Here is a 25,247-nt window from a genome sequence, read left to right as displayed (position 1 = left end):
CTTGCCCTCATCGCCGCCAGGTTACCGCCATCGGTTACTCAGTCAAGTAAATAACATATTGTTTTTTATGGTATTTTAAATATATTGATCATTTTCTGCCGTTCCATTTTATGGCGTTGTTGAATATCAGATCGCTTCCAGCGCGATGGCGATCAGATTTTTTAGCGTTGGCGACGCGTTATCTTTTCGCCACACTAACCCGGTATCCAACTGGGGAGGATCATCGAGGAGATCCAGATAGACGACGCCGGTTCTTGCCAGATGGCGCAGAGAATTAGGCACTAAAGCGATACCCATCCCCGCGGCCACAAGGCTAATGATTGTTTGCATCTGTATCGCGTGCTGAATCACGTTGGCCTGCGTTCCGTAAGAGGCGTAATAGCTCATCACCAGGGCGTGGAAAGCCGGCGCCAGAGGTTGAGGGAAAATAATTAACGGCGCGTCTATGACCGATGAGGGGCAGAGTTTGCCATCGATAATCCTGAGCCGTTGCTGTCGGGCCCACGACTCGGGAAGCGCCGCGATTAATGGTTCCGATAATAGTTTTTTATAGGATAGCTCTGCCGGTAATGCCGTATTGGCCGGCGGAATGATAATGCCCGCGTCGCTCTTGTCATTAAGCAGCGAGGCGATTTGCACATTGCTTGTCGCTTCCGTTAACGCCAGGTCCACCGTGGGGTAACGACTGCGATACTGGCTGACCAGCGCCGGCAACACGCTGTAGTCGGCGGTGCTGACGAAAGATAACGCCAGCCGCCCCGCCTCGCCTTTACGTAGCCGGTTGGCTAACCCCGGCAACGCGTTGACGCAAGCCAGCGCGCTTCTGACATGCGGCAGCCACTGTTCGCCGAAAGGGGTGAGGGCGACGGTTCTTTTCGTGCGCGAGAACAAAGCCTCGCCCAGTTCTCTCTCAAGCGACAGGATCGACTGACTCAACGGCGGCTGGGTCATATTAAGCCGTTCGGCCGCTTTGCCGAAGTGGAGCGTTTCCGCGACCGCGACGAAGTGTTTCAGCTGTCTGATGTCCATGATTAATATCCATGATGACTTAATGGCTATAGAATAATATATTTCACAAGCGATTTCGTCGAAATTAACATGGCGCCTTCAGCTTATTGAGGAGGCGTTTATGCCAGTTTACCGATCACGAACCTCTACACACGGCCGCAATATGGCCGGCGCCAGAAGCCTGTGGCGGGCGACAGGAATGAAGGATGAGGATTTTAATAAGCCAATCATCGCCGTGGTTAACTCCTTTACACAGTTTGTGCCTGGCCATGTTCATCTGAAAGACCTCGGCCAGTTAGTCGCCAGGGAAATAGAAGCGTCGGGCGCTGTGGCAAAGGAATTCAACACCATTGCCGTCGATGATGGGATCGCCATGGGCCATGATGGCATGCTGTACAGTCTTCCATCGCGCGAGCTGATCGCCGATAGCGTCGAGTACATGGTAAACGCCCACTGTGTCGACGCGATGGTCTGCATTTCCAACTGCGACAAGATCACGCCGGGTATGCTGATGGCGGCGCTGCGCCTGAATATCCCGACGATATTCGTTTCCGGCGGTCCGATGGAGTCAGGCAAACTCAGGCTGCGCGACAAGGCGCGGGCGTTCGACCTGATCGATGCGATGGTGATTGCCGCTGATGATGGAATGTCCGATGACGAGGTGGCCGCCGTGGAAAATGTCGCCTGCCCGACCTGCGGTTCATGCTCTGGTATGTTTACGGCGAATTCGATGAACTGTCTGACCGAAGCGCTCGGGCTGGCTCTTCCCGGCAACGGCTCTATGCTGGCGACGCATGCGCTGCGCAAAGATCTGTTTATTGAGTCCGGCAGAAAGATTGTCGCGTTGAGCCGTCGATATTATGAACAGGACGATATCAGCGTATTACCGCGTTCTATAGCCAGCTTTGCGGCGTTTGAGAACGCCATGACGCTGGATATCGCCATGGGCGGCTCGACCAATACCGTGCTGCATTTGCTGGCCGCCGCTTACGAAGGGCATGTCGATTTTTCAATGGCTGATATTGACCGCTTGTCGCGGCGGGTTCCGGTCTTGTGTAAGGTGTCGCCGGCCGTCGCCGATGTGCATATGGAAAATGTACATCGGGCCGGGGGGATCATGGGCGTGATGGCCGAGCTGGCGCGGGCCGACCTGATTCATACCGATTTACCCACCGTTCATGCGTCAACGCTGGGCGAGGCTTTGGCGCACTGGGATGTGAAATCTGCCGCCGACGACGCCGTCAGGCGTTTCTATCGCGCCGCGCCGGGCGGGGTGCGTAGCCACAGCGCATTCAGCCAGAATAACTATTACCCCGGTCTGGACACCAACAGAACATCCGGCTGCCTTCGCGATGCTGAACATGCGTTCTCACAGGACGGCGGGCTTGCCGTGTTATCGGGAAATATCGCCCTCGACGGATGCATTGTGAAAACCGCCAGCGTTGATCCCGGTATGCTCTGTTTCTCAGGCGTCGCCCGCGTTTTTGAAGGACAGGACGAGGCGGTCGACGGCATTCTTTCCGGCGCGGTGCGCGCCGGCGATGTGGTTGTTATCCGTTATGAAGGGCCGCGCGGCGGGCCGGGCATGCAGGAAATGCTTTACCCGACCAGCTACCTGAAATCTAAGGCGCTTAATAAAAAGTGCGCGCTGATTACCGACGGCCGTTTTTCGGGCGGCTCCTCCGGCCTGTCGATCGGACATGTGTCGCCCGAGGCGGCGGAGGGGGGCGCTATCGCGCTGATCGAGGAGGGCGACGTCATCTGTATCGACATCCCGGCGCGATCCATTCGGCTGATGGTGAACGATGCAACCCTGGCGGAACGCAGGAAGCGGATGGAGGCGCGGGGCACAAAAGCATGGAAACCGGCAGCGCGCCGGCGGCGGGTCTCTTCAGCGCTCAAGGCCTACGCCGCGATGACCACCAGTGCGGCACGCGGCGCGGTGCGCCGGGTGGATGATTGACCGACGTGGTCGACAAAAATCGGCCCCTGGCTATTCGCCGCTCGGCGGCGCTGATTGGTCAGGCGCTAAATCGGCGGTATTCCCGGGAGGGGCTGCAGGCAAACAGGTCTGGCGCGACGGCCCGGTAAGACTGCCGCTTACCGGGCCGTCGCGCCGTCGTGCCAGACCCGGCGCGGTTTTTCATTTCTTCTCCGGGTTCCATTTGCGCCGGCGGCAAAGGCGAGCCTGGCGACGTTTTCCCCAGGCGCGCCATACGACGCGGCGCCGGGTCGGTAACGATTCTCCAGCTCTCCGATGACGAGAAAACGCGACTTATGACCCCCCCGCTTTTTCGACGGGATTACCTTCAGTCTGAGATGACGTGGCGTCGTCATAACTGGCGGCAATAGCGCCAAGCGTGATCGGCTTTAACGGGAAACGCGCATGAAAATAGCCGGCGTCGCTTATCGGTTGCCGCCGGGTTAATGCCAGTATGCTGGCGGCCATGGCGCCGCATATCCTCCCCTGGCAGGCGCCCATGCCGCAGCGGGTGAACACTTTTAACTGATTCACGCCGGCGCATCCTGCACGCGCCGCCGCCCGGATGTCACCGACGCTGACCTGTTCGCAACGGCACAGGATCACGTCGTCGGCGGGCTCGTCGACGACGCAGGGCGGCGGATACAGCGCCGACAGAAAAGGCCGGATAGCCGCATGGCGCGCCAGTTCGCGCCGTAACGCCGCCGTACGGGACAGAATAACGGCCGATGCGGGCGGGTCAATATCGGGTCGATCTGGCGGTAACTGCGCAATCCGCGAGGAGTATGCCTGTGTGGCGGCGGGAGGCGCGGCCCGTCTGATGCCGGCTGCGCGTATTATCCCCAGGACCGCCAGCCGTCCGCTGGCTGGCGCCGCGCCCGCGCCGATAATGCCGGCGGCATCGCCGGCAACAAAGACTCCCGGTCGGCTGGTTTGCTGCCATTCGTCCAGTTCAGGCAGCCAGTACTGATGTTGTTCATCGAAGCGGAGCCGGCAGCCCAGCGCGGCGGCCAGTTGGGTAGCCGGGATAACGCCGGCATGGCTGAAAACCGCGCCGGTTGCCAGCCGCCGGCGCCGCCCTTTGTGCTCAAATTCCACCGCTTCCACCTGCTGCTCGCCGGCGATAGTCAGGGCGCTCGCGCCGGTGAAGCAGGGGATGCCCGCCTGGCGGATATCCCATAGCAGCCGGCTTCCTTTAAGCAGGTATCCCGGCGTATGGCGCGCGCTGGCGGCCAGGAAACGCAGGGCGCGCAGGTAGTGGCGGGGCGTGGTGGTCTCGACGATGGCCTGGATACGTCCGCCGGCGCGGATAACCTGGGCGGCGAACAGCAGCAGCAGCGGCCCGTTGCCGAGCAACACGCTGTCCTGCGGCGGCAACAGTCCGGCGGATTTCATCAGCAGTTGCGCCGCGCCGACGGTCATGGCGCCGGGCAAAGTCCAGCCCGGCAGCGGCAAGGGCCTCTCCAGCGCGCCGACGCACAGCAGGATAAAACGGGCCTGCACCTGACGCAGACCATCTCCGGCGCGCGATGACGCGCCCTGGCCATTATTCTGCGTCAGCAGGTAAACCACGTTTTCCGGCGTCACCTGCCACACCTGCGTAGCAGGCAAATAAAGAAGACGATCGGTGGGTAGCCGGTCGGCCAGGGGGCGGCCCATCAGGTAATCAGAGCCGAAAACGGCGGCGGGATCGTCAAGCGGCGAGGCGGTAACATTGCGGTAAATCTGGCCGCCGGGCAGCGGATTCTCATCCACCAGCCCTACCGACAGGCCGGCGTCCGCCGCTTCACGCGCTGCGGCCAGCCCGGCGGGGCCGGCGCCGACGATCAATACATCGACGGTCGTCATCAAACGTCCCCCCGGGGGATGGGAACGTCGATGCGCATCCCTTCTCTGGCTTGCGTCATGCAGGCCTGCCGGCCTGGCGTGCCGTCGATACGCACCTGGCACTGAAAACATGCGCCCATCATGCACCATGGACCGCGGGGCCGCCCGTTAATAGCCGAGAGGCCGAAGGCGCCGACGCCGTGCGCCAGCAGCGCGGCGGCCACGCTCCAGCCGGCACGGGCTTCCAGCGGCTCGCCGTTGACCCAAATGATAATCGGTTGCCCCTTAGTCGACGTCAGGGGTCTGAACTGCAAATCGTTGGGCATTAAATACCTCTAACAGGGGATTCTGTCCGTCGCCGGCAATCCAGTCCGCAACCAGCGTGCTGTGCAGCGGGGCGAGCGTCACGCCGCTGTGGCAGGTGACGGCGAAGGCGCCGGGATGGCTGACGGACGCGCCATATACCGGCAAGCCGTCCGGCGTCATGATCCGCAGCGCTCCCCATGCGCGCACCACGCGGACATGGCTGAGTAACGGGAATACCGACAGGGCTCGTCGGGCAATCCGGCTTAATATTTCCGGCCGGGTGTCGGTGTTCAGACCCACTCGCTCCTGAGAATCGCCGATCAGCACGCTGCCTTCCCCGGTCTGCCGCACCAGGCTGGTGGGATAAGGCAGAAAGGCCGGGAGTCGTTCTGTCACCAAAATCTGGCCGCGCACCGGCTCGATCGGAATTGACAGCCCGACCTGCGCGCCGAGCCGGGTATTTTCCAGACCGGAGGCCAGTATCACCCGACCGGCGAGGTCAACGCCCCGTTCGGTGTGCAGGATAAAATCCTGTCCCGCACGTCCGATCTCTCGCACCGGCGTGGCGGGGAGATAGACTCCCCCCGCCAGTTGGAAGGCTTTGATCAGCGCGCGCAGGGTATTCAGCGGGTTGGCGTGACCGTCGTGCGGCGAATAAATCGCTCCGGCCACGCCGTCTGCTATCGCCGGCACCTGCCGACGCAGACGTGCTGCAGGCCATATTTGATAATCAAGGCGGCGGTTTTGTCGGTAAATAGTCTCCATTCGCTCCCGGGCCGCCTCCAGCGCCGCGCCGTCCAGGCAAATATTAATGCCGCCGGGGCGGCGAAACTCGCAGTCGATACCGGTTTCTCGCAGCAAGGCATCCGCAAACGCCTGCCAGCGCTCGCTGGACAGTCGCGACAGTTCGCTGTACTGCGGGCAGTGTTCACCTTTGCCCTGTACCCAGGCGAGACCGAAATTACCGCGAGAGGCGCGAAAATCATTGTCGCCGCCGTCATAAAGGGTGACCGTCAGACCGCGCCGCCGCAGTCCATAGGCGATCGCCAGGCCAACGATGCCGCCGCCGATGACGGCGAAATCTTCCGTTGCGCTCATCCGCTATGCTCCCGCTTCGCGGCCGTGATCATAGGTTCCATGTTTTGCCGCCGTCGTAGCGCCTGGGCCGGAGCGCGGCGTGAAAACCATTGACCAGCGTCACGGTATCAAATACCGGAAAACCAAACCGACCATAGAGCGAGGCGCTGAAAGGGGCGATATTCGTGCATTCGAGCAGCAGTGCTCCCGTCGCGGGGAAGCGGCGCAACGCCTGTTCCGCGGCGGCCAGCACATCGGATTCCAATACCTGCCAGGGAATACTGTCGTCGCCGTTACTGATGGAGCGCACAAATTCCGAGTCGGGATCGATGCCGGCGACGGCCGCATCGACCGGGATGCCTACTTTTTGCAGGTAATCCCCTTTCAGGGTGGTTTCGTCGAAGGTCAGGATCAGCGGCCTGCGACCTCCCGGCAGCAGGCGTTGCACCAGCGAATATTGCAACAGACTGCTGGTGACGATGGGCACCGGCGACCAGGCGGCCAGCTCCTGCTGGTAATAAGAGAGATAACCGCAGCTGGTGGTCAGTCCGTCGACGCCCTCATCGATCAGGGACTGAGCCGCGCGTTTAAACGGCTCCAGCAAATTGTGCTGTTGCAGATGGCCCATGCGCTGAGGGATGGCGTCTTCCACTACCCGGTAGCGCACCGGGAATGACCAGGTATCGGGATTGCCGATATCCCCCTGGTAACGGCGAAAATGCGTTTTCACCATCAGCACGCCCAGCGTGGCCTGATTGTCGCGGTACGGATGCTTAATCTCTGTCATGGCCTGCTCTTATTAAACTTATGCATCGGGAGTTCCTGGCGCGCCGGGCTATGAGCGATCTGAATCGATCAGCCGCCCGAGCACCTGCGCCAGTATGTTTTCCGAGGTGGCGAAATTGAGCCGTACCCGTTGTTCGCCGCCCTGGATGAAGGCCTCGCCTGCATTCAACGCCAGCGAGGCCCGCTGCCGATACCACTCTCCGGCCGGCGCGGGCAAGGCGAGCTCGCTGAGATCGAGCCAGGCGAAATAGGTGGCCTCGGGCGTCCGGATCCTGGCCTGGGGTAAGCGTTCGTGCAGGGCGGCCAGGGTTTGTGCGCGCCGATCGTAAAGATAATGGCGCAGATCGCCGAGCCACTCTTCGCCGTCATCCCAGGCGGCGACGGTGGCGTCAATGCCAATGCCCGCGGGATAGCCCAGAAGGCGGGCGGGTAATCGCCGGGTGAATCGACGCTTCAGCTCAGGCGTGCCGAAATACATCACGCCGCAGCGCAGACCGGGAATATTGAAACTTTTACTGGCTGAATTGAGCGTCACGGTTCTGGCCGCCAGCGATGAACGCACGGTGGCGAACGGGATATGGCGTCTGTCCGGATATATCAGGTCGGCGTGGATCTCGTCGGCGATCACCAGCAGATCGTGCGCTTCGACGAAATCCGCCAGCTTTTCCAGTTCGTCGCGGCGCAAGACCCGGCCGGTGGGATTATGAGGGTTGCACAGGATCAGGATACGCGTGTTGGCGTCCAGCTGGCGTTCAGCATGTTCAAAATCGATAGCGAAACCGCTGCCGTCATCCACCAGCGCGCTGGTGCGCAGCCTGCGGCCGGTATCGTCGATGGCCTGGTAGAACGGCGGGTAGCAGGGCGTTTGCAGCAAGACGCCCTCTCCCGGTTCGCTGAACGCCATGATAGCCAGATAGATGGCCTGCACCAGCTCATTCACCGCCAGCACATTATTCGGGTCGGTTTCCCAGTCGAATGCCCGCAGCGTATAACGACTGAACGCGCGCGCCAGTCCGATCTCGGCCCGATCGCGCTGGCGATATGGGTAGCCCGCCTCCCGAGCCTGCGCCCACCAGCGCAATACATCAGCAATGGCCGGCGCCAGGTCGTAATCCATCTCGGCTACCCAGGCCGGTAAAATTTCCGGTGGGTAAAACTGCCATTTCATGGTCTGGCGCTGGCGCAGCGTCTCGGGCGACAATAAGAAATTGGCGGCGAAACGTCCGGCGCGCAGCGCATGTTGCCGGTCGTCCGGCTCATGTGGCGGTGCTGTTCGCGGCATATTAACGCGCCTCTCCGTAGGCTTCGGCATTAGGCCGGATACCCAGCGCGCTGTTCAGGCGGTTGCTGTAATTAAAATAAGCGGCAATGGCGGCGGCTTCCAGAATGGCCGGTTCGCTTAGCCCGGCCTGGCGCAGCGTTGCTAAATCCGTTGAGTCGATATCCTGCGGGGCGCGGGTGATTTTCCATGCGTAATCGGCCAGCGCCCGTTCACGCCCGGTTAACGGTGCGTGACGATAGTTGACTTCCAGCAACCCGACCCACAGCGGATCGCCGCTTAGCTGGCGCAGGGTGGCGGTATGGGCAAAAATACAAGGCGCGCATCGGTTCTCCACGCTGACCACCACGGCGATCAGTTCCCGTTCCCGGGGGCTGAGTCCGCTCGTTTCGGGCTGATTGAGCGCGCGGCTCAGCGCATCCTGGGCAATCAGCACCGGCGGATTATGCGCCAGCACCAGCTGTATATTGCGACGATGACCGACTTTGGCTGCCGTACGAGTGATTATTTCATCCACTTCTCCTGTCGGAACGAAAGAATCCAGCTGTAGCCAGGAGAGTGCGGCGGCAGAGGGAATTGCCGATGTCGATGTGATGTCTGTCATAATAAACGCCTGTATATCATTAAGTTAATGAAATATCGCAAACAAATTATGTTTCAGCTAACTTAACAAATATATAATCTATATAGTATAAACTTTATCAGGTAACCATTTGCATCTGCCGCATATAGCGCATCGCCGCCAGTCCGCGGCGAACAGGCGGCCTGGCTCTTTCTGCGGCGCTGGCCGATGACACTTTTTAATTGAGGACGCTATGGAAATAATGGACGACGCCCACCCGCACGGTGAACCGACTCTGCCCGCCGTTACGATGGACCGCCGGCCGCTGACCGATCAGGTGGCGGAGTATGTGAGAGATTTAATTATTCAGGACGTTCTGAAACCGGGAGAGCCGATCAATGTCCAGGCCATCTGTGAAACCCTGCAGATCTCCCAGACGCCGCTGCGCGAGGCGCTGAAAATGCTGGCGGCGCAACGGCTGGTGGAAATGCAGCCCAATAAGCGGGTATTGGTGGCGTCGCTGAATACGGCGGAAATTGAACAAATGCTGGTGGTGTATACCGAAATGGAAAAACTGGCTGGCAGGCTGGCGGCGCAATCGGCTACCGCGCTGGATATCCGGGCGTTGCAAAAACAGGAAAAGGCCCTGATGGCGGCGTTTAACGCCGGCGAATCCCTGCGCTATTTTCATGCCAACCAGGAATTTCATCTGGCGCTGGTGCGGGCATCCCATAACGATACGCTGGTGGAGATGCATGGCAACCTCAACGCTCGTCTCTACCATACCCGGTTTAAGGGCAATCAGCGCAACAACCGGCAGGGACACTGGCAGGCGGTGGCGCAGGAACACGCGCTTATCCTGCAGGCGATTATCGACAAAGACGGCGACCTTTGCGCCGCCTTGCTGTCACGTCATCTTAACGGCGCCCGTTTTTTTCTGCGTGAAAAGGCCGAATAACCGCCCCTTCACGCATTGACGTCATTCAGGGCGCAGGATCAAGCCATACTGATGAGAGGTTGCCTTCCAGCCCGTCGGCGGTGGGGGAATGGTCGTGAACCCGCGGGTTGGCGATGGTAATAAACTGCGGCGAAACCAGATTTATATCCGGCAGCTCGCGCTGAATAATGCTCTGAAACTCATTAAATAGCGCGATTCGTTTGTCCGGGTCATTTTCGGTTTGCGCGGCTTCCAGCAGTTGATCCACTTTATCGTTATGGTAGTGGGACAGGTTGGTGAATGGCACTCCGATGCGGAAGTTTTTCGACCAGTAAAGACGCTGCACCCCAACGGTGGGATCGTACAGGTTGGCATATTGATCGCTGACCAGAGAAAAGTCGCGGTCGGTAAATACCCGTTTGGCATAGGTGGCGATATCCTGCGATCGCAGGGTGACGGCAATGCCGACCTTAGCCAGTGCCGAGCGGATAAACTCGGCATTACGCCTGAACGTGTCGTCAAAGGTACTGTAATCAAGGGTTACGCGAAAGCGCGTGCCGTCAGCGCCGCGCGGATAGTTAGCTTCATCCAGCAGCCGGTTGGCGGCGGCCACGTCATAAGGATAAGGGGAGGGCGCGGTGCTGTGAAACGTTTTCAGCCCCGGGGCGACGGGGGTAGCGGTCGCCGTACCGTAGCCGAAATAGACCACCCGCAGCAGCGCGTCGCGATCGATGGCATGGGCCACCGCCTGACGCACTTTCAGGTTGCTGAAATGGGGATCGTCGAGATTGAAGTGCAGCGACGCCACGCTATAAGAGTAATTATTTCCCCTGGTATCGAATACCAGGTTGGTTTTTTCTTTCAGCCGGTTCAGGTCGCTCAGCGCTACCGGCGTACGATAGCCAATATCGGCCTGACCGGTTTCCAGCGCCAGCGAACGCACCACAAAATCCGTGGAAAATTTCACAACAAGCTGATCGATATAGGGTTTCGGTTTGTCCCAATAATTAGGGTTGCGTTTGAAAATCACGTGGCTGCCGCGTACCCATTCGCTGAAAATATAGGGTCCCGTGCCGATCGGGGCATTGCCGTTGGGGTTTTTCAGCGCGTCGGTTCCCTCATAGATATGCCTGGCAACGATCGGCGTCTCGCCCGCGGCGAAAGCCCGCAATAAATACGGTGCCGGATGAGACAGCTCCAATACCGCGGTCAGCGGGTCGGGGGTCTTTATCTGTATCACGTTGGCGAAGGTGCTGCTGGCGCGCGGATGGACTTTTTTCAGCAATTCAATGGACCAGGCAACGTCGGCGGAGGTGAAATCCTGTCCGTCATGCCACTTCACTCCGGGGCGCAGATGAAAAGTATAGGTTTTACCGTCCGGACTGATCTCCCACGACGTCGCCAACTGGGGCAGCGGATTAAGATTGTAATCGTAGGTAAGTAGCCCCTCGCTAACTTTGCTGCTTACGGCTATTACCGGCTGGGCGACAGTCGCCAGGGATACCAGGGTGGAGGGCTCGCTCGGCAGGATAAACGTCAGCGTACCGCCGGTATGGGGCGGTATCGTATCGGCCCTGGTGTTGGCGTTCAGCGCCAGCAGACTCAGAAAAGCCACGAAAAGAGGGCATCCGCGGCGGGAGACCTGCATTAACCATGACATAAAAACATTCCCCTTATAGTTATCAGCTAACGGGGCCGTGGGTGACGCCCATGACCATCAACGTCACGCTAACAAATATATACTTTATATAATATAAACTTTAAATAATAAGGATTCTCAGATAATGCAAATGCCGGCAGGGAAAATTTGCGCCAACAGGAAGACGTTATGCCTCTGGTTAAATCTTCTGACTACTCGATGAAAACGCGGTTATTCAGAATGACAAAATCACTAATGATTATTTTTTTCAGTTTGTTAGGTTGATATTACGGCGCATGCCGTCAAAAGATCACTTTGAGACTGGACGGAACGGATGTGTCGCCCGCCCTGATTTCAAAGGTCACGGACGCGGTGATGGAACAGGTTGCTGAATGGCGGAATCGGCCGCTGGATAGTCTTTATCCCATTGTTTATCCTGACTGTATTGTCCTTAAGGTCCGCCAGGACAGCCGCGTCATCAACAAATCCGTGTTCCTGGCCCTGGGCATCAATATCGAAGGTCAGAAATCGCTGCCGGGTATGTGGCTGGCGGAAAATGAAGGGGCGAAGTTCTGGCTGAATGTACTGACGGAGCCGAAAAACAGAGGCCTGAACGACATTCCAGTCGCCTGCGTTGACGGTCTGAAAGGCTTGCCTGACGCCATCAACGTGGTCTGCCCGGAGACGCGTATCCAGCTGTGCATCGTGCATATGGTTCGCAACAGCCTGCGATTCGTGTCCTGGAAGGATTACAGAGCCGTCACCCGTGACCTGAAGGCGGTTTACGGGGCAGCGATGGAAGATGAGCCAGCAGTATTTTGATATCGCCTGTCGCCGGCTTGAGTATTTTCTGAATAGCCCGGAGAGTGTTTCTGATAGACGGGGCCAGTCACTGTAGCTGGCAGAGAGGTGATGCAGACCGGACTCCGCATATCTTTTTATTTATCAGAAAGGAAAGCCCGCAAGGGCTTTATTCTGGTTTTTCAGGCAAAGTTTTTATTATCAGATAGCCGGCGACAACAGAAGGACTGATATAAATAAGCCGCGCTGTCCATGTGTCGAAAAAATACAAAACAGGAACCAAAACCCAGTGAGTATATTATGAAGCCCTCAAGTAATATAAATATTACTTTTCTCTTATTTCCTGATTTTTCAGGATGCTTGTCCATTAGTTTCTTTCTCGACTAAATTCAATGTCTGATTAAAGGCCGGCATTCCCTGTGTCATCTTCACGTGAAGCGCTTCCTCGAAGGATTCTTATGCCGGCTTTGCCAGAAAATAAAGGAAATAATAATCAAATGGCGAAAGAAAATAATAAACCTCCGGGTTGTCCCTTTTGAGTCATCTGGAAGGATAAAGTCTTCGTTCTCTTATGCCACCCAATTTCACGTGGGCGAAAGCGCCTGGTGGAAAATCGAGAAAAATGAAACCGATGGATTTACACTTGCCATCCCCCACAAAAATGTCGGCCGGAATAAAGCCGCGCCGTCACTGAATTTGGGGGGAAAGTGTCAAGTGTGGGATGTCTCGATTTGTTACGGTTTTTCCCGAGCAAGCGAAAAAGTGTTAATGGCGATATACAGACCTATACAGGTTTTTCGCAGGCTGATTCGCACTTTTTACCCCTAAATTTTCATAAGATAAAACGCGAAGTTGCCTGTAAGGTGTCAACGCTATTCAGTTCGGGGTACATAGCGTTGACGTACTGCTATTTTTGCTCCTGTTTCGCTTCTTCCCAAACGCCCTCAAGATTCCAAAGGCACTCTGCCCCTATAGGTTCATCCAGTAGCGCGAGTCGGGTATTGGCATAGTACGTATCAGCCCCTTTACCGGGTTTCACAACTTTCAATACACAAACAATATCAGTACCGCGCATTTCAGGATATGTTCCGGAATCCAGTATGCGCAACGCGGATAACACGCCTTTGGTATTAACCGGGAGGGCTGTAGACAACGCATCCTCCAGTTGATCGGCTTGTTGGCGGTTAGCCTTTGATGCAAGGGTTGGCACAACAGCCAACCAGTCCTTTTCGCCTGCTGCAACTTTTCGGGCGATATACTGCCAATCAGCCACTGAGAGGTGGCCTTTGATAACTGACTCAGGCGTGGGCGCTGCAAATACCACAAGGGGCAGCATTAGAAGGGCTATAAGCAAGCTTTGTCTATAAGTCCAGTGTGCCGTATTAATTTCCTTATGCGGTTTTTCGTGCTTCCCGGCTATCAGCGCAATAAAAAAGAGCCAGCGTTTTCACGCAAGCCCTTGATAAATTCTGGTGGCCCCTGTTGGGTTTGAACCAACGACCAATCGATTATGAGTCGACTGCTCTAACCACTGAGCTAAGGGGCCGCGCGGGCGTGATTATACGGCAATCTCCGGCGGCAGGTCTACTGTTGTTCCGCCATGTGCTTGTTTTCTGTTCACAATAGTCTGTTGTAATCATTGGCGGATTTTGCGATAACCGCATAAAAGGCAATAACGGAACGCAGTATGATTAACGATATTCTGGCCGACAATCTGGACGTGGTGTTTTGCGGCATCAACCCGGGGCTATCGTCCGCCGCGCAGGGCTACCATTTCGCCAATCCGAGCAATCGTTTCTGGAAGGCGATCTATCAGGCCGGGTTTACCGGTCGTTTGTTGTCGCCGCAGGAAGAGCTGCTGCTGCTGACTTATCGCTGCGGCATTACGGCGCTGGTGGCGCGGGCGACCGTGGGCGCGGCGGAGTTGCGTGCGGATGAACTGCGTCAGGGCGGCGCCGATTTAACGGCCAAAATAGCGCGTTATCAGCCCGCCGCGCTGGCCGTGCTCGGCAAGCAGGCGTTCAGTCAGGCGTTTGGCGTCAGGAAGGTGGCATGGGGTCGCCAGGCGACGACCATCGGCAGAACCCGGCTCTGGGTGTTGCCCAACCCCAGCGGGCTGAACCGCGCCACGCTGGAGGCGCTGAGCGCGAGTTATCGGGAGTTGTACGACGCGCTGAATACCGATAAAAAATAACCCCCGCCGGAGGCGGGGGTTATGATGAGAGCGACCGTGCGGCGGCTACGGATTAATCATCCAGGAAGCTGCGCAGTACTTCGGAACGGCTCGGGTGGCGCAGTTTACGCAGCGCTTTCGCTTCGATCTGACGGATACGTTCACGCGTTACGTCAAACTGCTTGCCCACCTCTTCCAGCGTGTGGTCGGTGTTCATATCGATACCGAAGCGCATACGCAGCACTTTGGCCTCACGCGCCGTCAGGCCGGCCAGCACATCGTGCGTGGCGGAGCGCAGGCTTTCCGACGTGGCGGAATCCAGCGGCAGTTCCAGCGTGGTGTCCTCAATAAAATCGCCCAGATGCGAATCTTCATCGTCGCCGATCGGGGTTTCCATCGAGATCGGCTCTTTGGCGATTTTCAGCACCTTGCGGATCTTATCTTCCGGCATCAGCATCCGCTCGGCCAGCTCTTCCGGCGACGGTTCACGCCCCATTTCCTGCAGCATCTGGCGTGAAATACGATTGAGTTTATTAATCGTTTCAATCATATGCACAGGAATACGGATAGTACGGGCCTGGTCGGCGATAGAGCGCGTAATGGCCTGACGGATCCACCAGGTGGCGTAGGTGGAGAATTTATAGCCGCGGCGATATTCAAATTTATCAACGGCTTTCATCAGACCGATATTGCCTTCCTGGATCAGATCGAGGAATTGCAGACCGCGGTTGGTGTATTTTTTGGCGATGGAGATAACCAGACGCAGGTTCGCCTCTACCATCTCTTTTTTCGCCCGGCGCGCTTTCGCTTCGCCAATCGACATACGGCGGTTGATGTCTTTGACCTGTTCAATGGTCAGACCGGTTTCTTCCTCAATCTGATGCAGTTTCTGCAGGCCGCGATGCACTTCTTCGGCAACGTCGTTCAGTTTCTCAGACCAGGGCTTGCCCAGAGAAATGGCGGCGTTGAACCAGCTGTCGTTGGTTTCATTGCCGGCGAACAGATTGACGAAGTTTTTCTTCGGCATTTTGCACTGTTCCACGCACAGCTTCATGATCAGACGTTCCTGAGTGCGCACGCGATCCATCATTGAGCGCATGCTGTTGACCAGGAAGTCGAACTGTTTCGGCACCAGACGGAATTGTTTAAACACGTCTGACAGCTTCTGGATTTCGTCCATCGCCAGCGCGTGGCTGCGTCCGTTGGCCTTGATTACCTGGCGGGTTGTTTCGTATTGTTCACGCAGATCGGAAAACTTCTGACGGGCCAGTTCCGGATCGATGCTGTTATCATCATCGGCATCGTCGTCGTCGTCATCGTCGTCGTCTTCGTCGTCGATCTCTTCGCTGGGCAGTTCCGAGCCCACATGGGTAGCGGTCGGCGCGATATCTTCTTCCGCGTTCGGATCGACAAAACCGGTAATCAGATCGGACAGGCGGCTTTCGCCCGCCTCGACGCGATCGTACTGTTCAAGCAGATAGGTTATCGCTTCCGGGTATTCGGCCACGGAACACTGGACCTGGTTGATACCGTCTTCGATACGTTTGGCAATATCAATTTCGCCTTCACGGGTCAACAGTTCGACGGTACCCATTTCGCGCATATACATGCGCACCGGGTCGGTGGTGCGACCGATCTCGGATTCAACGCTGGACAGAACCTGAGCCGCGGCTTCTACCGCATCTTCGTCGGCATTATTTTCTGCCAGCATGAGATCATCGGCATCAGGTGCTTCTTCCATCACCTGGATGCCCATGTCATTAATCATCTGGATGATGTCTTCGATCTGATCGGAGTCGATGATATCTTCCGGCAGATGGTCATTGACCTCAGCATAGGTCAGGTAGCCTTGCTCCTTACCATGGGTGACAAGTAGCTTAAGCTGTGACTGCGGGTTTTGCTCCATAAGACGGTATCCACACTTCAGAGTATATGGGTTGGTGTTGGTCGGCGATAATTGCCAACAATAACATTTGGGGCTTTCACTTATCGCCGCGGCCCCTGCTGCGGCATTGGTGGGGCGCTTTCCCACTCTTTATCGGCAATTAAGCCTCGGAAATCATTTCTTTTTTGCCAGGACCTGATTCAGGGCATTCACTTCCGCTCGTTCTTCCGGCGTCAGGCCCTGAGTACGCGCCTGGGCTATGAGTGTTTCAAGCCGCTGTTCCAGAATCTGGTCGTACAGACTGGCCAGCGTATCGACAAATGTCTCTTCTATCTTTTCCTCTACGATCATGTGGTTCCATGTCGCCAGAGTTTCAAGCTGATGGCTTAATTTATTATCTCTGTACTGTTCCAGCAGTTGCCCCGTGGTCAATCCCGGCTGCGCCTGACAGGTTTTCACCAGCTCGATAAACAGCGGCAGACCGGCGGTTTTCGATGAAGTAAGCCCCTCCAGCGCCGGCACCTGTGCGGCCAACTGAGGATTTTGCACCAGCAGTCCTATTAGTATACGCATGGTTGTGCGTTTTAGCCGGGGGGCCTGGTAGGGTTGCGCATTTTCCGCCTGTCTGGGAAGCAGACGATCCAACTGACTGTCTTCCAGAATACCCAGTTTGTTGCCCAGTTGCTGGCGCAAATAAAGCCGCAGCGTTTCGCCCGGTATCTGACCAATCAACGGCAACGCCAGAGTACTAAGCTTGGTGCGCCCTTCCGGCGAGCTCATGTCCACCTGCTGCTGCAGGGTTTCGAACAGAAACACCGACAGCGCCTGCGCCTGCTCCATTCGCTGTTCAAAGGCCTCCCGGCCTTCTTTGCGCACCAGCGTATCGGGGTCCTCGCCGTCAGGCAGAAACATAAACCGCAACTGACGCCCGTCGTTCAGCCATGGCAGCGCGGTTTCCAGCGCTCGCCATGCCGCTTCGCGCCCGGCCCGGTCGCCGTCGTAGCAACACACCACGTTATCGGTGGCGCGGAACAACAGCTGAATATGTTCGGCGGTGGTGGAGGTTCCCAGCGACGCAACGGCATAGTCGATGCCAAACTGCGCCAGCGCCACCACATCCATATAGCCTTCAACAACCAGCAGACGCGCCAGTTCCGGATGGTTTTGCTGCGCCTCGTAAAGGCCATACAGCTGGCGGCCTTTATGAAAAATTTCCGTTTCGGGCGAGTTCAGGTATTTGGGCACCCCGTCGCCCAGCACCCGGCCGCCAAAGGCGATCACGCGGCCGCGTTTATCCCGAATAGGGAACATAACGCGATCGCGAAAGCGGTCGTACATTCTGCCCTGATCGTTAGTCACCAGCATGCCGGCATCGTTCAGTGTGCTTTTGTCGTCCGGGTGCTGACCAAAACGTTTTAATACGTTGTCCCAGCCGGCCGGCGCAAAACCGATGGCGAAATGGTTGATGACTTCGGCGCTCAACCCGCGCTGCTCAAGATACTGACGCGCCGCGGAGCCGCCCGACTGGCGCAACGACTGCTGGTAAAACGCACTGAGCTTATCCATTAACTGGTACAGACTCTGGCGCTGATGGCGTTCCAGCGGCGTCGGGCCTGTGCCGGTTTCATACGGTACTTCCAGACCGTGCATCGTCGCCAGTTCTTCAATGCTTTCGACGAATTCGAGTCGGTCGTAATTCATCAAAAAATCAATGGCGTTACCGTGTGCGCCACAGCCGAAGCAGTGGTAGAACTGTTTATCGCCGTTTACGGTGAAAGAGGGGGTTTTCTCGTGATGGAACGGACAACAGGCGTGATAATTCTTGCCTTGCTTTTTCAGCTTTACCCGCGCGTCGATCAGGTCGATGATGTCGGTTCGAGCCAGCAAGTCATTGATAAATACGCGTGGAATTCGTCCAGCCATAAGCCCCTGAATGTTAGCTTATAAACGACAGCAAGCCGCGCTTCCTTTCGGAAAGCACGGCCTTCGTATGCAACTGCTAAGTCTGCGGATTAATCACGCGATGGAGGTCACCCTCCAGAAAATTAATACAGACGAGTGCGGCGTGCGTTTTCGCGAGCCAGTTTCTTCGCGTGACGTTTCACGGCAGAAGCTTTTGCGCGTTTGCGTTCAGTCGTCGGTTTTTCATAGAACTCGCGACGACGGACTTCTGCTAAAACTCCTGCTTTTTCGCAGGAACGTTTGAAACGACGCAGAGCTACGTCGAACGGCTCGTTTTCACGTACTTTAATTACCGGCATGTGCCTCTCACCTCAGTAAATTCGGTTTGTCGCTGGCGTTGTGCCAGCCATTTTCAAAATGGTGCGGAATTCTACTGCATCAGGACAGTACTTGTAAAGTGCCCGGGCGAACATAAAACCTCCGGCCCCGGCCAGAGCCGATCCTTGCGCTTTATGCTACACTGCGCGCTGGCAGGCGGGCGGGCAAGTATAGCATGTTCCCGGCGAACCCGGGCTATGCGCCGCGCCGCCGAACATAAGACAGGAAAACAGGAATTGCAATGCGTGTTCTGGGGATTGAAACCTCGTGCGATGAAACCGGGGTGGCCGTGTATGACGATCGGGCCGGTCTGCTCGCCAATCAGTTATATAGCCAGGTGAAACTGCACGCCGACTATGGCGGCGTGGTGCCCGAACTGGCTTCACGCGATCACGTGCGCAAAACGGTGCCGCTGATCCAGGCCGCCCTGCGCGAGGCGGATTTAACCCCCGGCGATATCGACGGCGTGGCCTATACCGCCGGCCCCGGGCTGGTCGGCGCTCTGCTGGTCGGCGCAACGGTCGGCAGGGCGCTGGCGTTTGCCTGGAACGTGCCGGCCATACCGGTTCATCATATGGAAGGGCACCTGCTGGCGCCGATGCTGGAAGATAATCCGCCGCCGTTTCCTTTTGTCGCGCTGCTGGTGTCCGGCGGCCACACCCAACTGATTAGCGTTACCGGCGTCGGTCAGTATCAACTGCTGGGCGAATCCATTGATGACGCCGCCGGCGAAGCGTTCGATAAAACCGCCAAATTGCTCGGGCTGGATTATCCCGGCGGTCCGCTGTTGTCGAAAATGGCGCAGCAGGGGAAGCCAGGGCGCTTTACTTTTCCGCGCCCGATGACAGACCGGCCGGGGCTGGATTTCAGTTTCTCCGGTCTGAAGACCTTCGCGGCCAATACCATTCGCAACAGCGGCGACGACGATCAGACCCGGGCGGATATCGCCAGAGCCTTCGAAGATGCGGTAGTGGATACGCTGGCGATTAAATGCCGCCGGGCGCTGGATCAGACCGGTTTTCGTCGGCTGGTGATGGCCGGTGGGGTGAGCGCCAACCGTGCGCTGCGTCAGCGACTGCAGACCGTAATGGAACAGCGCGGCGGGGAGGTGTTTTATGCCCGACCGGCGTTCTGCACCGATAATGGCGCGATGATTGCCTATGCCGGTATGGTACGCCTGAGTCACGGCAGTAAAGACGATCTTGCGGTCAGCGTGCGTCCGCGCTGGCCGCTGGCGGAGTTACCTGCGCTGTGACGGCGGCGCCTGCCGGGGGGGTTAAGGCCGTGGGGCGGCGCGTCCGTTGGCTTGCCGTCCCCTGGCATCGGTGGGAAAAAAGAACGGCGCCGCGTAAATCGGCGGTCGACGAGACTTACAGTTCCTGCTCGAACAGGGCCAGTATAGTGTCGTACAGTTGTTTTACGCTGAATTCCTTCGCCGGGGTGGTGAAGATGGTGTCGTCCCCGGCAATGGTGCCTAAAATCCCCTCCGCTTTACCCAGCGAGTCCAGCAGGCGCGCGATGAGCTGCGCCGCTCCCGGTGTGGTATGGATCACTACGACTGAATCGTTGTAGTCCACATCCAATACCAGGTTTTTCAGCGGACTGGTGGCGGTCGGTACGCCCAGTTCGGCAGGCAGGCAGTAGACCATTTCCATTTTAGCGTTGCGCGTGCGCACGGCGCCAAATTTAGTCAGCATACGGGAAACCTTGGACTGGTTGATATTCTCGAACCCTTCGTCCTGCAATGCCTGCACAATTTCACTTTGAGAGCTGAACTTTTCTTCTTTTAACAGTGCTTTGAACGCTTTGATCAGATCATCTTGTTTTGTGGAATTACGCATACGGCCACCCGTTATTTTTAGCTTTATCGAGCGTGCCATTATGCAGATGGATGCATTTTTATTCAATATCAATGCGTATAAATTGAGAAACAAAACGGAAATGATGCGGCGTCATCAACATTGGGCCGAATTTTATCGCGAAGCCGCCGCAGCGGAAAATGTGCGTATCAGCTCACATAAATGTAATTAAAATGTTATCAAACTGGCCTTGGCACGCACGCGTCAACCGCTGTGATGTAGAAAATTACGCCAGAATGCGCCTGGTTTGTGCACACATCACATAACTTTAATTACCTTTCAAATAATTGGCACGTTTTCATTTATTATTAAGGGCATAAGCTGTTTTTTTAGTGTCCGATATCGCAAGCTCAGGGCAAGAAAATTGTCTTTATCTTTGTCCTGATATTAAATCCTAATCAGATGAATTCACGGCACTTCTTCACTTTATGATAATAAGGAGTACAGAATGAAAGTTGCAGTTCTTGGCGCCGCGGGCGGTATCGGGCAGGCGCTCGCTCTCCTCCTGAAAACCCAGCTTCCTTCAGGTTCAGAATTATCTCTCTATGACATCGCGCCGGTAACGCCAGGCGTGGCCGTCGATCTGAGCCATATTCCTACTCCCGTTGATATCAAAGGCTTTTGCGGCGAAGATGCCAGGCCTGCGCTGATCGGCGCGGACGTTGTGCTGATTTCTGCCGGCGTGGCGCGTAAGCCCGGCATGGATCGGGCCGATCTGTTTAACGTCAATGCCGGGATTGTCCGTAATCTGGTGGAGCAGATCGCTCATACCTGCCCGCAGGCCTTTATCGGCATCATCACCAACCCGGTCAATACTACCGTGGCGATAGCCGCCGATGTACTGCTCAGGGAAGGCGTTTACGATAAAAACAAGCTGTTTGGCGTGACCACGCTGGACGTTATTCGCTCCAGCACCTTTATCGCCGGGTTAAAAAACAAACAGCCGCAGGATGTGCATGTGCCGGTCATCGGCGGCCATTCGGGCGTGACGATCCTGCCGTTGCTGTCGCAGGTGGAAGGCATCAGCTTTAGCGAACAGGAAGTGGTCGAGCTAACTCGTCGCATTCAGAATGCCGGTACGGAAGTGGTGGAGGCGAAGGCCGGCGGCGGCTCGGCCACGTTGTCGATGGGCGAAGCTGCGGCTCGCTTCGCGCTTTCGCTGGTGCGCGCGCGGCTGGGGGAAAATAATATTGTCGAATATGCCTATGTTGAGGGTGACGGACACTATACCCGCTTCTTCGCTCAACCGGTTCTGCTGGGCCAAAACGGTATTGCGGAGTTTCTGGATATTGGTCCGCTGAGCCGCTATGAACAGGAGTCTCTGGACAGCATGCTGGATGTGCTGAACAAAGATATCGAGTTAGGTGAAGCCTTTGTGAGAAGTTAACCGCCATGGAGCAGGATATATCACGGAAAAGCCGGAGATGGCTTATCTCCGGCTTTCCGGTTAGCTGGGACGTATCAGCTTTTTCCTGTCCAGGAGTTGGTTGGTTTTAGGATCGTAGTAGCGGCTGGGCCAAATTTCAGAAGGATGAATGCCTAGCGCATCGGCAATAAGCCATTCCCCTTTCGGCCAGGGGCGTGACAGCGCGTTGGCCAGGGTTGATGAACTTAGCCCGGCGGCGCGAGACACCGCAGCCAGCGTTGTTCCTTTCTTTCGTAGAGCAGCAATAATATCCGCAGGATGCCAGTCATTGTTCCTTGAGTTCATAAGCCTTCCCTTCTTTCTGTAGGACTAACTTAATTAGCGGTTTAACTAAGATGAACTAGTTAAAAACCTGACTAATGAGAATATATTATTGAGAAACAATATAGCATCAAATTTCCAAATGGTTTTCAATTAATTTCCTGATAAATTTGTTTTTGCTATGAATAGCACTATTAGAATGAATGGCGATGAAAAACGTATGGTCAGCCAGGGAATTGATAGAGAAGAAATTTTTCTTTCAGACGGGCGTGAGCATATATGCGAAGGGACGATGCAAAAATGGAATATCATGACGAAACGGCGCGCGCGACCGGACAAAAATAGATTGGTGCATGTTTGATTCGCGGCGATAAAGGTTCCAGTTTAACGTGGCCGGATAGCCATTCGGTTCGCTATTGGTGCTGATGATTTCATTTAATCGATTGTTATATATTGATTTTATTTCCCCTTGCGCCACGCTTACTCCCCCGATTGTATCCGTCGGCAACGCTGGTTTCGGCCAACATGAATCCGGCAATAATTCAAATGAGAGACGGTGCGGATCTTATTTACCGCCTGGCTCTGCCCTGACGGGGAACGGTATATTTCCATGTTTGATGCTGCTTTATGTAACGCGTTTATCTAACGTGTTTCTTTATATCCTGCCGGTTATCCGCTGTCTTTGTTATTTCAACATGGCGTTTTTTTATTGATTTATCGATACGGCTAACATTGAATCGTTAGCCGTTTAGATAACGATAAGCTATTATATGGAAACTTAAACAGAACGTGTTCATATTTTTCCTGAAAAAAAATGTTTTGAGAAGCACAACAAAACTGGAATGAAAAGGTATGAAAAAGGATAAGCAACAGTCATGGTTTGCTCCCGCTGAGTTGCTCGGCATCGGCGGTTTGCCGAAATCGCCGCAGGGGCTGAATAAGCGGGCGAGGGAAGACGGCTGGGAGAAGCGACGGCGCAAAGGGGTTCAGGGGCGCGGCGTTGAATATGCTTTTGAAAGCCTGCCGGAGCCGGTGAGGCACGCTCTGCTGATGCAGGAACAGGCGTCGCCCGAGTATCGGGTGGAAAAAGAACCGGATCCGCTGGCCGTATGGGTACAGGTTTTTCAGCAGTGTTCGCAACAAGAGCAGGAACAGCTGGTGAACTTCATACTGCGCGAAGGACTGGTGGCGATGCTGGCTCGTCTGGGCCTGGCTCCCGATACGCTGGCATAGCGCGACGGGCGCAGGTCCCTGTCAGGATTCAGAAGTCACGCTGTACGGCAAGGTGAGCGAGCCCTTCCAGCGCAAGGCGGTAGGGGGTTGACGGCAGAATCCGCAGGGCGGCGATGGCTTTATCCGCTTCCTGTTCCGCACGCAGACGGGTATAGCTGAGCGAGCCGCACTGCTGCATCGTTTCCAGCACCGGCTCCAGCAAATGCCGGCCGTTGCCCTGTTCGATGGCCTGGCGGATCTGCGCGCTCTGCTGCGGGGTGCCGTGGTGCATGGCGTGCAGCAGGGGCAGCGTCGGTTTGCCTTCATTGAGATCGTCGCCGGTGTTTTTGCCCAGCGTTTTACCATCGGCGCTGTAATCGAGCAGATCGTCAATCAGCTGAAAAGCGGTGCCCAGATAGCGGCCGTAGTCCTGCAGGGCCTGTTCCTGCTGCGGACTGGCGCCGGCCAGAATCGCCGAGGACTGCGAAGCCGCCTCAAACAGACGCGCGGTTTTGCTGTAAATCACCCGCATGTAACTCTCTTCGCTGATGTTCGGGTCGTTGCAGTTCATCAGTTGCAGGACTTCGCCTTCCGCAATCACGTTGACCGCTTCCGACATCAGGGCCAGCACGCGCAGCGACTGCAGGCTGGTCATCATTTGAAACGCGCGGGTATAAATAAAGTCGCCGACCAGCACGCTGGCCGCATTGCCAAACGCCGCGTTGGCCGTCGCCTTACCCCGCCGCATGTCCGATTCGTCCACCACGTCGTCATGCAGCAGCGTTGCGGTGTGAATAAATTCGATCAGCGCCGCTACGGTGATATGTTTATCGCCCTGGTAAGACAGCGCGCGCGCCGCGAGAACGGCGATCATGGGACGAATGCGCTTACCTCCGCCGCTGATAATATAGTGGCCGAGCTGGTTAATCAGTGCGACATCGGAGTTCAACTGTTCAAGGATAACCCCGTTCACGGCGGTCATATCCTCGCTGGTTAACTCGGTAATTTGTTCTGGATTCATTGTTTTTGTCAGCCAGGTTTTTCTTTTCTTCACAGTGCCACATCGTGTTGCGATTGCTGTTCGTGGCGCTGTATAACGGAAACAGTGTGGCTGATTGTACTTGAAAAATGCCGCAGATAAACGCCAGTTAAGGCGCGTGATTCTTTTTCTTCTCGTTGCTTTATTCTGCACTTGTCATCCGGGGGATTTTTGCGTAGAATTCGCGCCCTATTGTGAATATTTATAGCGCGCTCTGGATAATCATACGTGGAGTGCGCGGAAAGCGGAGTTTTTTATGTACGCGGTTTTCCAAAGTGGTGGTAAACAACACCGAGTCAGCGAAGGTCAAACCATTCGCCTGGAAAAGCTGGACATCGCAACTGGTGAAGCGGTTGAGTTTGACCAGGTTCTGATGGTCGCCAATGGTGAAGATATCAAAATCGGCGTTCCATTCGTCGATGGCGGTAAGATTAAAGCTGAAGTCGTTGCTCATGGTCGTGGCGAGAAAGTTAAGATTGTTAAATTTCGTCGTCGTAAACACTACCGTAAGCAGCAGGGCCATCGTCAGTGGTTCACTGACGTGAAAATTACCGGCATCAGCGCTTAAGTTTTAGGAGAGCGGATTAATGGCACACAAAAAAGCTGGCGGTTCAACTCGTAACGGCCGTGATTCAGAAAGTAAACGTCTGGGCGTGAAACGCTTTGGCGGAGAGGCAGTCCTGGCTGGCAGCATCATTGTTCGTCAGCGCGGAACCAAGTTCCACGCCGGCAGCAACGTAGGCTGCGGGAGAGACCACACTCTGTTTGCTCTGGCTGACGGCAAAGTAAAATTTGAAGTAAAAGGCCCGAAAAACCGTAAATTTATCAGCATCGTCGCTGAATAATTTTCGCGTTTAAGCCAACAGATTTAAGCCCCGCAATTTATTGCGGGGCTTTTTACATTCTGCT

Annotated in this window: 24 protein-coding genes, 1 tRNA gene and 1 pseudogene; 9 read left to right on the top strand and 17 right to left on the bottom strand. The window is 56.1% G+C overall.

What is annotated here, in order from left to right:
- Window positions 1-126: 126 nt before the first annotated feature.
- Window positions 127-1,029 (bottom strand): LysR family transcriptional regulator, encoded by a 903-nt coding sequence (locus FJU30_RS01975; protein WP_150433753.1) that lies wholly within the window; start codon window positions 1,027-1,029, stop codon window positions 127-129.
- A gap of 100 nt (window positions 1,030-1,129) precedes the next feature.
- Between FJU30_RS01975 and ilvD the strand changes: the two genes are divergently transcribed.
- Complete coding sequence (ilvD, locus tag FJU30_RS01970) at window positions 1,130-2,971, top strand: dihydroxy-acid dehydratase (RefSeq protein ID WP_150433752.1); 1,842 nt, start codon at window positions 1,130-1,132, stop codon at window positions 2,969-2,971.
- Between the two features lie 312 nt (window positions 2,972-3,283).
- On the opposite strand, the gene FJU30_RS01965 is transcribed toward ilvD, so the two are convergent.
- Genes FJU30_RS01965 through FJU30_RS01940 form a run of 6 tightly spaced genes read right to left on the bottom strand, consistent with a single transcriptional unit; the run spans window position 3,284 to window position 8,868 of the window.
- Window positions 3,284-4,837, bottom strand: coding sequence for a (2Fe-2S)-binding protein (locus FJU30_RS01965; protein WP_191091519.1), 1,554 nt, complete (start codon window positions 4,835-4,837; stop codon window positions 3,284-3,286).
- Window positions 4,837-5,142, bottom strand: coding sequence for a (2Fe-2S)-binding protein (locus tag FJU30_RS01960; protein WP_150433750.1), 306 nt, complete (start codon window positions 5,140-5,142; stop codon window positions 4,837-4,839). Before FJU30_RS01960 ends, FJU30_RS01965 begins: the two co-directional genes overlap by 1 nt.
- The gene (locus FJU30_RS01955; protein ID WP_150433749.1) at window positions 5,102-6,220 is read right to left on the bottom strand and encodes an NAD(P)/FAD-dependent oxidoreductase; all 1,119 of its coding nucleotides are present in this window, start codon (window positions 6,218-6,220) and stop codon (window positions 5,102-5,104) included. Before FJU30_RS01955 ends, FJU30_RS01960 begins: the two co-directional genes overlap by 41 nt.
- 28 nt (window positions 6,221-6,248) lie before the next feature.
- Complete coding sequence (locus FJU30_RS01950; RefSeq protein WP_150433748.1) at window positions 6,249-6,986, bottom strand: aspartate/glutamate racemase family protein; 738 nt, start codon at window positions 6,984-6,986, stop codon at window positions 6,249-6,251.
- 48 nt (window positions 6,987-7,034) lie between these two features.
- Complete coding sequence (locus tag FJU30_RS01945; RefSeq protein WP_191091518.1) at window positions 7,035-8,267, bottom strand: MalY/PatB family protein; 1,233 nt, start codon at window positions 8,265-8,267, stop codon at window positions 7,035-7,037.
- A gap of 1 nt (window position 8,268) precedes the next feature.
- Window positions 8,269-8,868: a peroxidase-related enzyme gene (locus FJU30_RS01940; RefSeq protein WP_150433746.1), complete on the bottom strand. Its 600-nt coding sequence runs from the start codon at window positions 8,866-8,868 to the stop codon at window positions 8,269-8,271.
- Window positions 8,869-9,079: 211 nt separating this feature from the next.
- Between FJU30_RS01940 and FJU30_RS01935 the strand changes: the two genes are divergently transcribed.
- A complete protein-coding gene (locus FJU30_RS01935; protein ID WP_150433745.1) occupies window positions 9,080-9,784 on the top strand; it encodes a GntR family transcriptional regulator in 705 nt (234 codons plus the stop codon).
- Window positions 9,785-9,809: 25 nt separating this feature from the next.
- Here the strand turns inward: FJU30_RS01935 and FJU30_RS01930 are convergent, their stop codons facing one another.
- On the bottom strand, window positions 9,810-11,423 hold the full coding sequence (locus tag FJU30_RS01930) for an ABC transporter substrate-binding protein (protein WP_150433744.1): 1,614 nt from the start codon (window positions 11,421-11,423) through the stop codon (window positions 9,810-9,812).
- 288 nt (window positions 11,424-11,711) lie between these two features.
- On the opposite strand from FJU30_RS01930, the pseudogene FJU30_RS01925 reads away from it, so the two are divergent.
- Window positions 11,712-12,206: pseudogene (locus FJU30_RS01925) on the top strand (IS256 family transposase); the annotation flags it as partial.
- Between the two features lie 904 nt (window positions 12,207-13,110).
- Here the strand turns inward: FJU30_RS01925 and FJU30_RS01920 are convergent.
- Window positions 13,111-13,476 carry a hypothetical protein gene (locus tag FJU30_RS01920; protein WP_150433743.1) on the bottom strand — a complete coding sequence of 122 codons (366 nt, stop codon included), beginning with the start codon at window positions 13,474-13,476 and terminating at the stop codon, window positions 13,111-13,113.
- A 197-nt stretch (window positions 13,477-13,673) separates the two neighbouring features.
- Window positions 13,674-13,749: transfer RNA gene (locus FJU30_RS01915), tRNA-Ile, on the bottom strand.
- A gap of 141 nt (window positions 13,750-13,890) precedes the next feature.
- Here FJU30_RS01915 and mug point away from each other — a divergent pair.
- Window positions 13,891-14,397, top strand: a complete 507-nt coding sequence (mug, locus tag FJU30_RS01910; protein WP_150433742.1) for a G/U mismatch-specific DNA glycosylase — start codon at window positions 13,891-13,893, stop codon at window positions 14,395-14,397.
- 52 nt (window positions 14,398-14,449) lie between these two features.
- On the opposite strand, the gene rpoD is transcribed toward mug, so the two are convergent.
- The 3 genes from rpoD to rpsU all read right to left on the bottom strand — a co-directional run bounded on the left by rpoD (window position 14,450) and on the right by rpsU (window position 18,522).
- Window positions 14,450-16,282: an RNA polymerase sigma factor RpoD gene (rpoD, locus tag FJU30_RS01905; protein WP_150433741.1), complete on the bottom strand. Its 1,833-nt coding sequence runs from the start codon at window positions 16,280-16,282 to the stop codon at window positions 14,450-14,452.
- A 153-nt stretch (window positions 16,283-16,435) separates the two neighbouring features.
- Complete coding sequence (gene dnaG, locus FJU30_RS01900; protein ID WP_150433740.1) at window positions 16,436-18,184, bottom strand: DNA primase; 1,749 nt, start codon at window positions 18,182-18,184, stop codon at window positions 16,436-16,438.
- Window positions 18,185-18,306: 122 nt separating this feature from the next.
- Window positions 18,307-18,522, bottom strand: coding sequence for a 30S ribosomal protein S21 (rpsU, locus tag FJU30_RS01895; protein WP_001144069.1), 216 nt, complete (start codon window positions 18,520-18,522; stop codon window positions 18,307-18,309).
- 260 nt (window positions 18,523-18,782) lie between these two features.
- Between rpsU and tsaD the strand changes: the two genes are divergently transcribed.
- On the top strand, window positions 18,783-19,796 hold the full coding sequence (tsaD, locus tag FJU30_RS01890) for a tRNA (adenosine(37)-N6)-threonylcarbamoyltransferase complex transferase subunit TsaD (protein WP_150433739.1): 1,014 nt from the start codon (window positions 18,783-18,785) through the stop codon (window positions 19,794-19,796).
- A 115-nt stretch (window positions 19,797-19,911) separates the two neighbouring features.
- On the opposite strand, the gene argR is transcribed toward tsaD, so the two are convergent.
- Window positions 19,912-20,382 (bottom strand): transcriptional regulator ArgR, encoded by a 471-nt coding sequence (gene argR, locus FJU30_RS01885; protein WP_150433738.1) that lies wholly within the window; start codon window positions 20,380-20,382, stop codon window positions 19,912-19,914.
- Between the two features lie 466 nt (window positions 20,383-20,848).
- On the opposite strand from argR, the gene mdh reads away from it, so the two are divergent.
- Window positions 20,849-21,787, top strand: a complete 939-nt coding sequence (mdh, locus tag FJU30_RS01880; RefSeq protein ID WP_150433737.1) for a malate dehydrogenase — start codon at window positions 20,849-20,851, stop codon at window positions 21,785-21,787.
- A 60-nt stretch (window positions 21,788-21,847) separates the two neighbouring features.
- On the opposite strand, the gene FJU30_RS01875 is transcribed toward mdh, so the two are convergent.
- Together FJU30_RS01875 and FJU30_RS01870 are read right to left on the bottom strand one after the other, a co-directional pair.
- On the bottom strand, window positions 21,848-22,111 hold the full coding sequence (locus FJU30_RS01875) for a helix-turn-helix domain-containing protein (RefSeq protein WP_150433736.1): 264 nt from the start codon (window positions 22,109-22,111) through the stop codon (window positions 21,848-21,850).
- Between the two features lie 235 nt (window positions 22,112-22,346).
- Window positions 22,347-22,565 (bottom strand): hypothetical protein, encoded by a 219-nt coding sequence (locus FJU30_RS01870; protein ID WP_150433735.1) that lies wholly within the window; start codon window positions 22,563-22,565, stop codon window positions 22,347-22,349.
- 374 nt (window positions 22,566-22,939) lie between these two features.
- Here FJU30_RS01870 and FJU30_RS01865 point away from each other — a divergent pair, with 374 nt between their 5' ends.
- On the top strand, window positions 22,940-23,320 hold the full coding sequence (locus tag FJU30_RS01865) for a DNA-binding protein (RefSeq protein ID WP_150433734.1): 381 nt from the start codon (window positions 22,940-22,942) through the stop codon (window positions 23,318-23,320).
- Window positions 23,321-23,348: 28 nt separating this feature from the next.
- On the opposite strand, the gene ispB is transcribed toward FJU30_RS01865, so the two are convergent.
- On the bottom strand, window positions 23,349-24,320 hold the full coding sequence (gene ispB, locus FJU30_RS01860; RefSeq protein ID WP_150433733.1) for an octaprenyl diphosphate synthase: 972 nt from the start codon (window positions 24,318-24,320) through the stop codon (window positions 23,349-23,351).
- A gap of 274 nt (window positions 24,321-24,594) precedes the next feature.
- Between ispB and rplU the strand changes: the two genes are divergently transcribed.
- Both rplU and rpmA read left to right on the top strand, forming a co-directional pair.
- Window positions 24,595-24,906, top strand: a complete 312-nt coding sequence (gene rplU, locus FJU30_RS01855) for a 50S ribosomal protein L21 (protein WP_150433732.1) — start codon at window positions 24,595-24,597, stop codon at window positions 24,904-24,906.
- A 19-nt stretch (window positions 24,907-24,925) separates the two neighbouring features.
- Complete coding sequence (rpmA, locus tag FJU30_RS01850; protein ID WP_150433731.1) at window positions 24,926-25,183, top strand: 50S ribosomal protein L27; 258 nt, start codon at window positions 24,926-24,928, stop codon at window positions 25,181-25,183.
- The last annotated feature ends 64 nt before the right edge of the window (window positions 25,184-25,247 follow it).

It is taken from the genome of Affinibrenneria salicis (genome assembly GCF_008710095.1).
This window is presented reverse-complemented; position numbering and strand designations above follow the sequence as displayed.

Excerpts from the sequence above, each read along its gene's own strand:
- FJU30_RS01975 (WP_150433753.1), bottom strand. The coding sequence starts at position 1,029 with ATGGACATCAGACAGCTGAAACACTTCGTCGCGGTCGCGGAAACGCTC.
- ilvD (WP_150433752.1), top strand. The coding sequence starts at position 1,130 with ATGCCAGTTTACCGATCACGAACCTCTACACACGGCCGCAATATGGCC.
- FJU30_RS01965 (WP_191091519.1), bottom strand. The coding sequence starts at position 4,837 with ATGACGACCGTCGATGTATTGATCGTCGGCGCCGGCCCCGCCGGGCTG.
- FJU30_RS01960 (WP_150433750.1), bottom strand. The coding sequence starts at position 5,142 with ATGCCCAACGATTTGCAGTTCAGACCCCTGACGTCGACTAAGGGGCAA.
- FJU30_RS01955 (WP_150433749.1), bottom strand. The coding sequence starts at position 6,220 with ATGAGCGCAACGGAAGATTTCGCCGTCATCGGCGGCGGCATCGTTGGC.
- FJU30_RS01950 (WP_150433748.1), bottom strand. The coding sequence starts at position 6,986 with ATGACAGAGATTAAGCATCCGTACCGCGACAATCAGGCCACGCTGGGC.
- FJU30_RS01945 (WP_191091518.1), bottom strand. The coding sequence starts at position 8,267 with ATGCCGCGAACAGCACCGCCACATGAGCCGGACGACCGGCAACATGCG.
- FJU30_RS01940 (WP_150433746.1), bottom strand. The coding sequence starts at position 8,868 with ATGACAGACATCACATCGACATCGGCAATTCCCTCTGCCGCCGCACTC.
- FJU30_RS01935 (WP_150433745.1), top strand. The coding sequence starts at position 9,080 with ATGGAAATAATGGACGACGCCCACCCGCACGGTGAACCGACTCTGCCC.
- FJU30_RS01930 (WP_150433744.1), bottom strand. The coding sequence starts at position 11,423 with ATGTCATGGTTAATGCAGGTCTCCCGCCGCGGATGCCCTCTTTTCGTG.
- mug (WP_150433742.1), top strand. The coding sequence starts at position 13,891 with ATGATTAACGATATTCTGGCCGACAATCTGGACGTGGTGTTTTGCGGC.
- rpoD (WP_150433741.1), bottom strand. The coding sequence starts at position 16,282 with ATGGAGCAAAACCCGCAGTCACAGCTTAAGCTACTTGTCACCCATGGT.
- dnaG (WP_150433740.1), bottom strand. The coding sequence starts at position 18,184 with ATGGCTGGACGAATTCCACGCGTATTTATCAATGACTTGCTGGCTCGA.
- rpsU (WP_001144069.1), bottom strand. The coding sequence starts at position 18,522 with ATGCCGGTAATTAAAGTACGTGAAAACGAGCCGTTCGACGTAGCTCTG.
- tsaD (WP_150433739.1), top strand. The coding sequence starts at position 18,783 with ATGCGTGTTCTGGGGATTGAAACCTCGTGCGATGAAACCGGGGTGGCC.
- argR (WP_150433738.1), bottom strand. The coding sequence starts at position 20,382 with ATGCGTAATTCCACAAAACAAGATGATCTGATCAAAGCGTTCAAAGCA.
- mdh (WP_150433737.1), top strand. The coding sequence starts at position 20,849 with ATGAAAGTTGCAGTTCTTGGCGCCGCGGGCGGTATCGGGCAGGCGCTC.
- FJU30_RS01875 (WP_150433736.1), bottom strand. The coding sequence starts at position 22,111 with ATGAACTCAAGGAACAATGACTGGCATCCTGCGGATATTATTGCTGCT.
- FJU30_RS01865 (WP_150433734.1), top strand. The coding sequence starts at position 22,940 with ATGAAAAAGGATAAGCAACAGTCATGGTTTGCTCCCGCTGAGTTGCTC.
- ispB (WP_150433733.1), bottom strand. The coding sequence starts at position 24,320 with ATGAATCCAGAACAAATTACCGAGTTAACCAGCGAGGATATGACCGCC.
- rplU (WP_150433732.1), top strand. The coding sequence starts at position 24,595 with ATGTACGCGGTTTTCCAAAGTGGTGGTAAACAACACCGAGTCAGCGAA.
- rpmA (WP_150433731.1), top strand. The coding sequence starts at position 24,926 with ATGGCACACAAAAAAGCTGGCGGTTCAACTCGTAACGGCCGTGATTCA.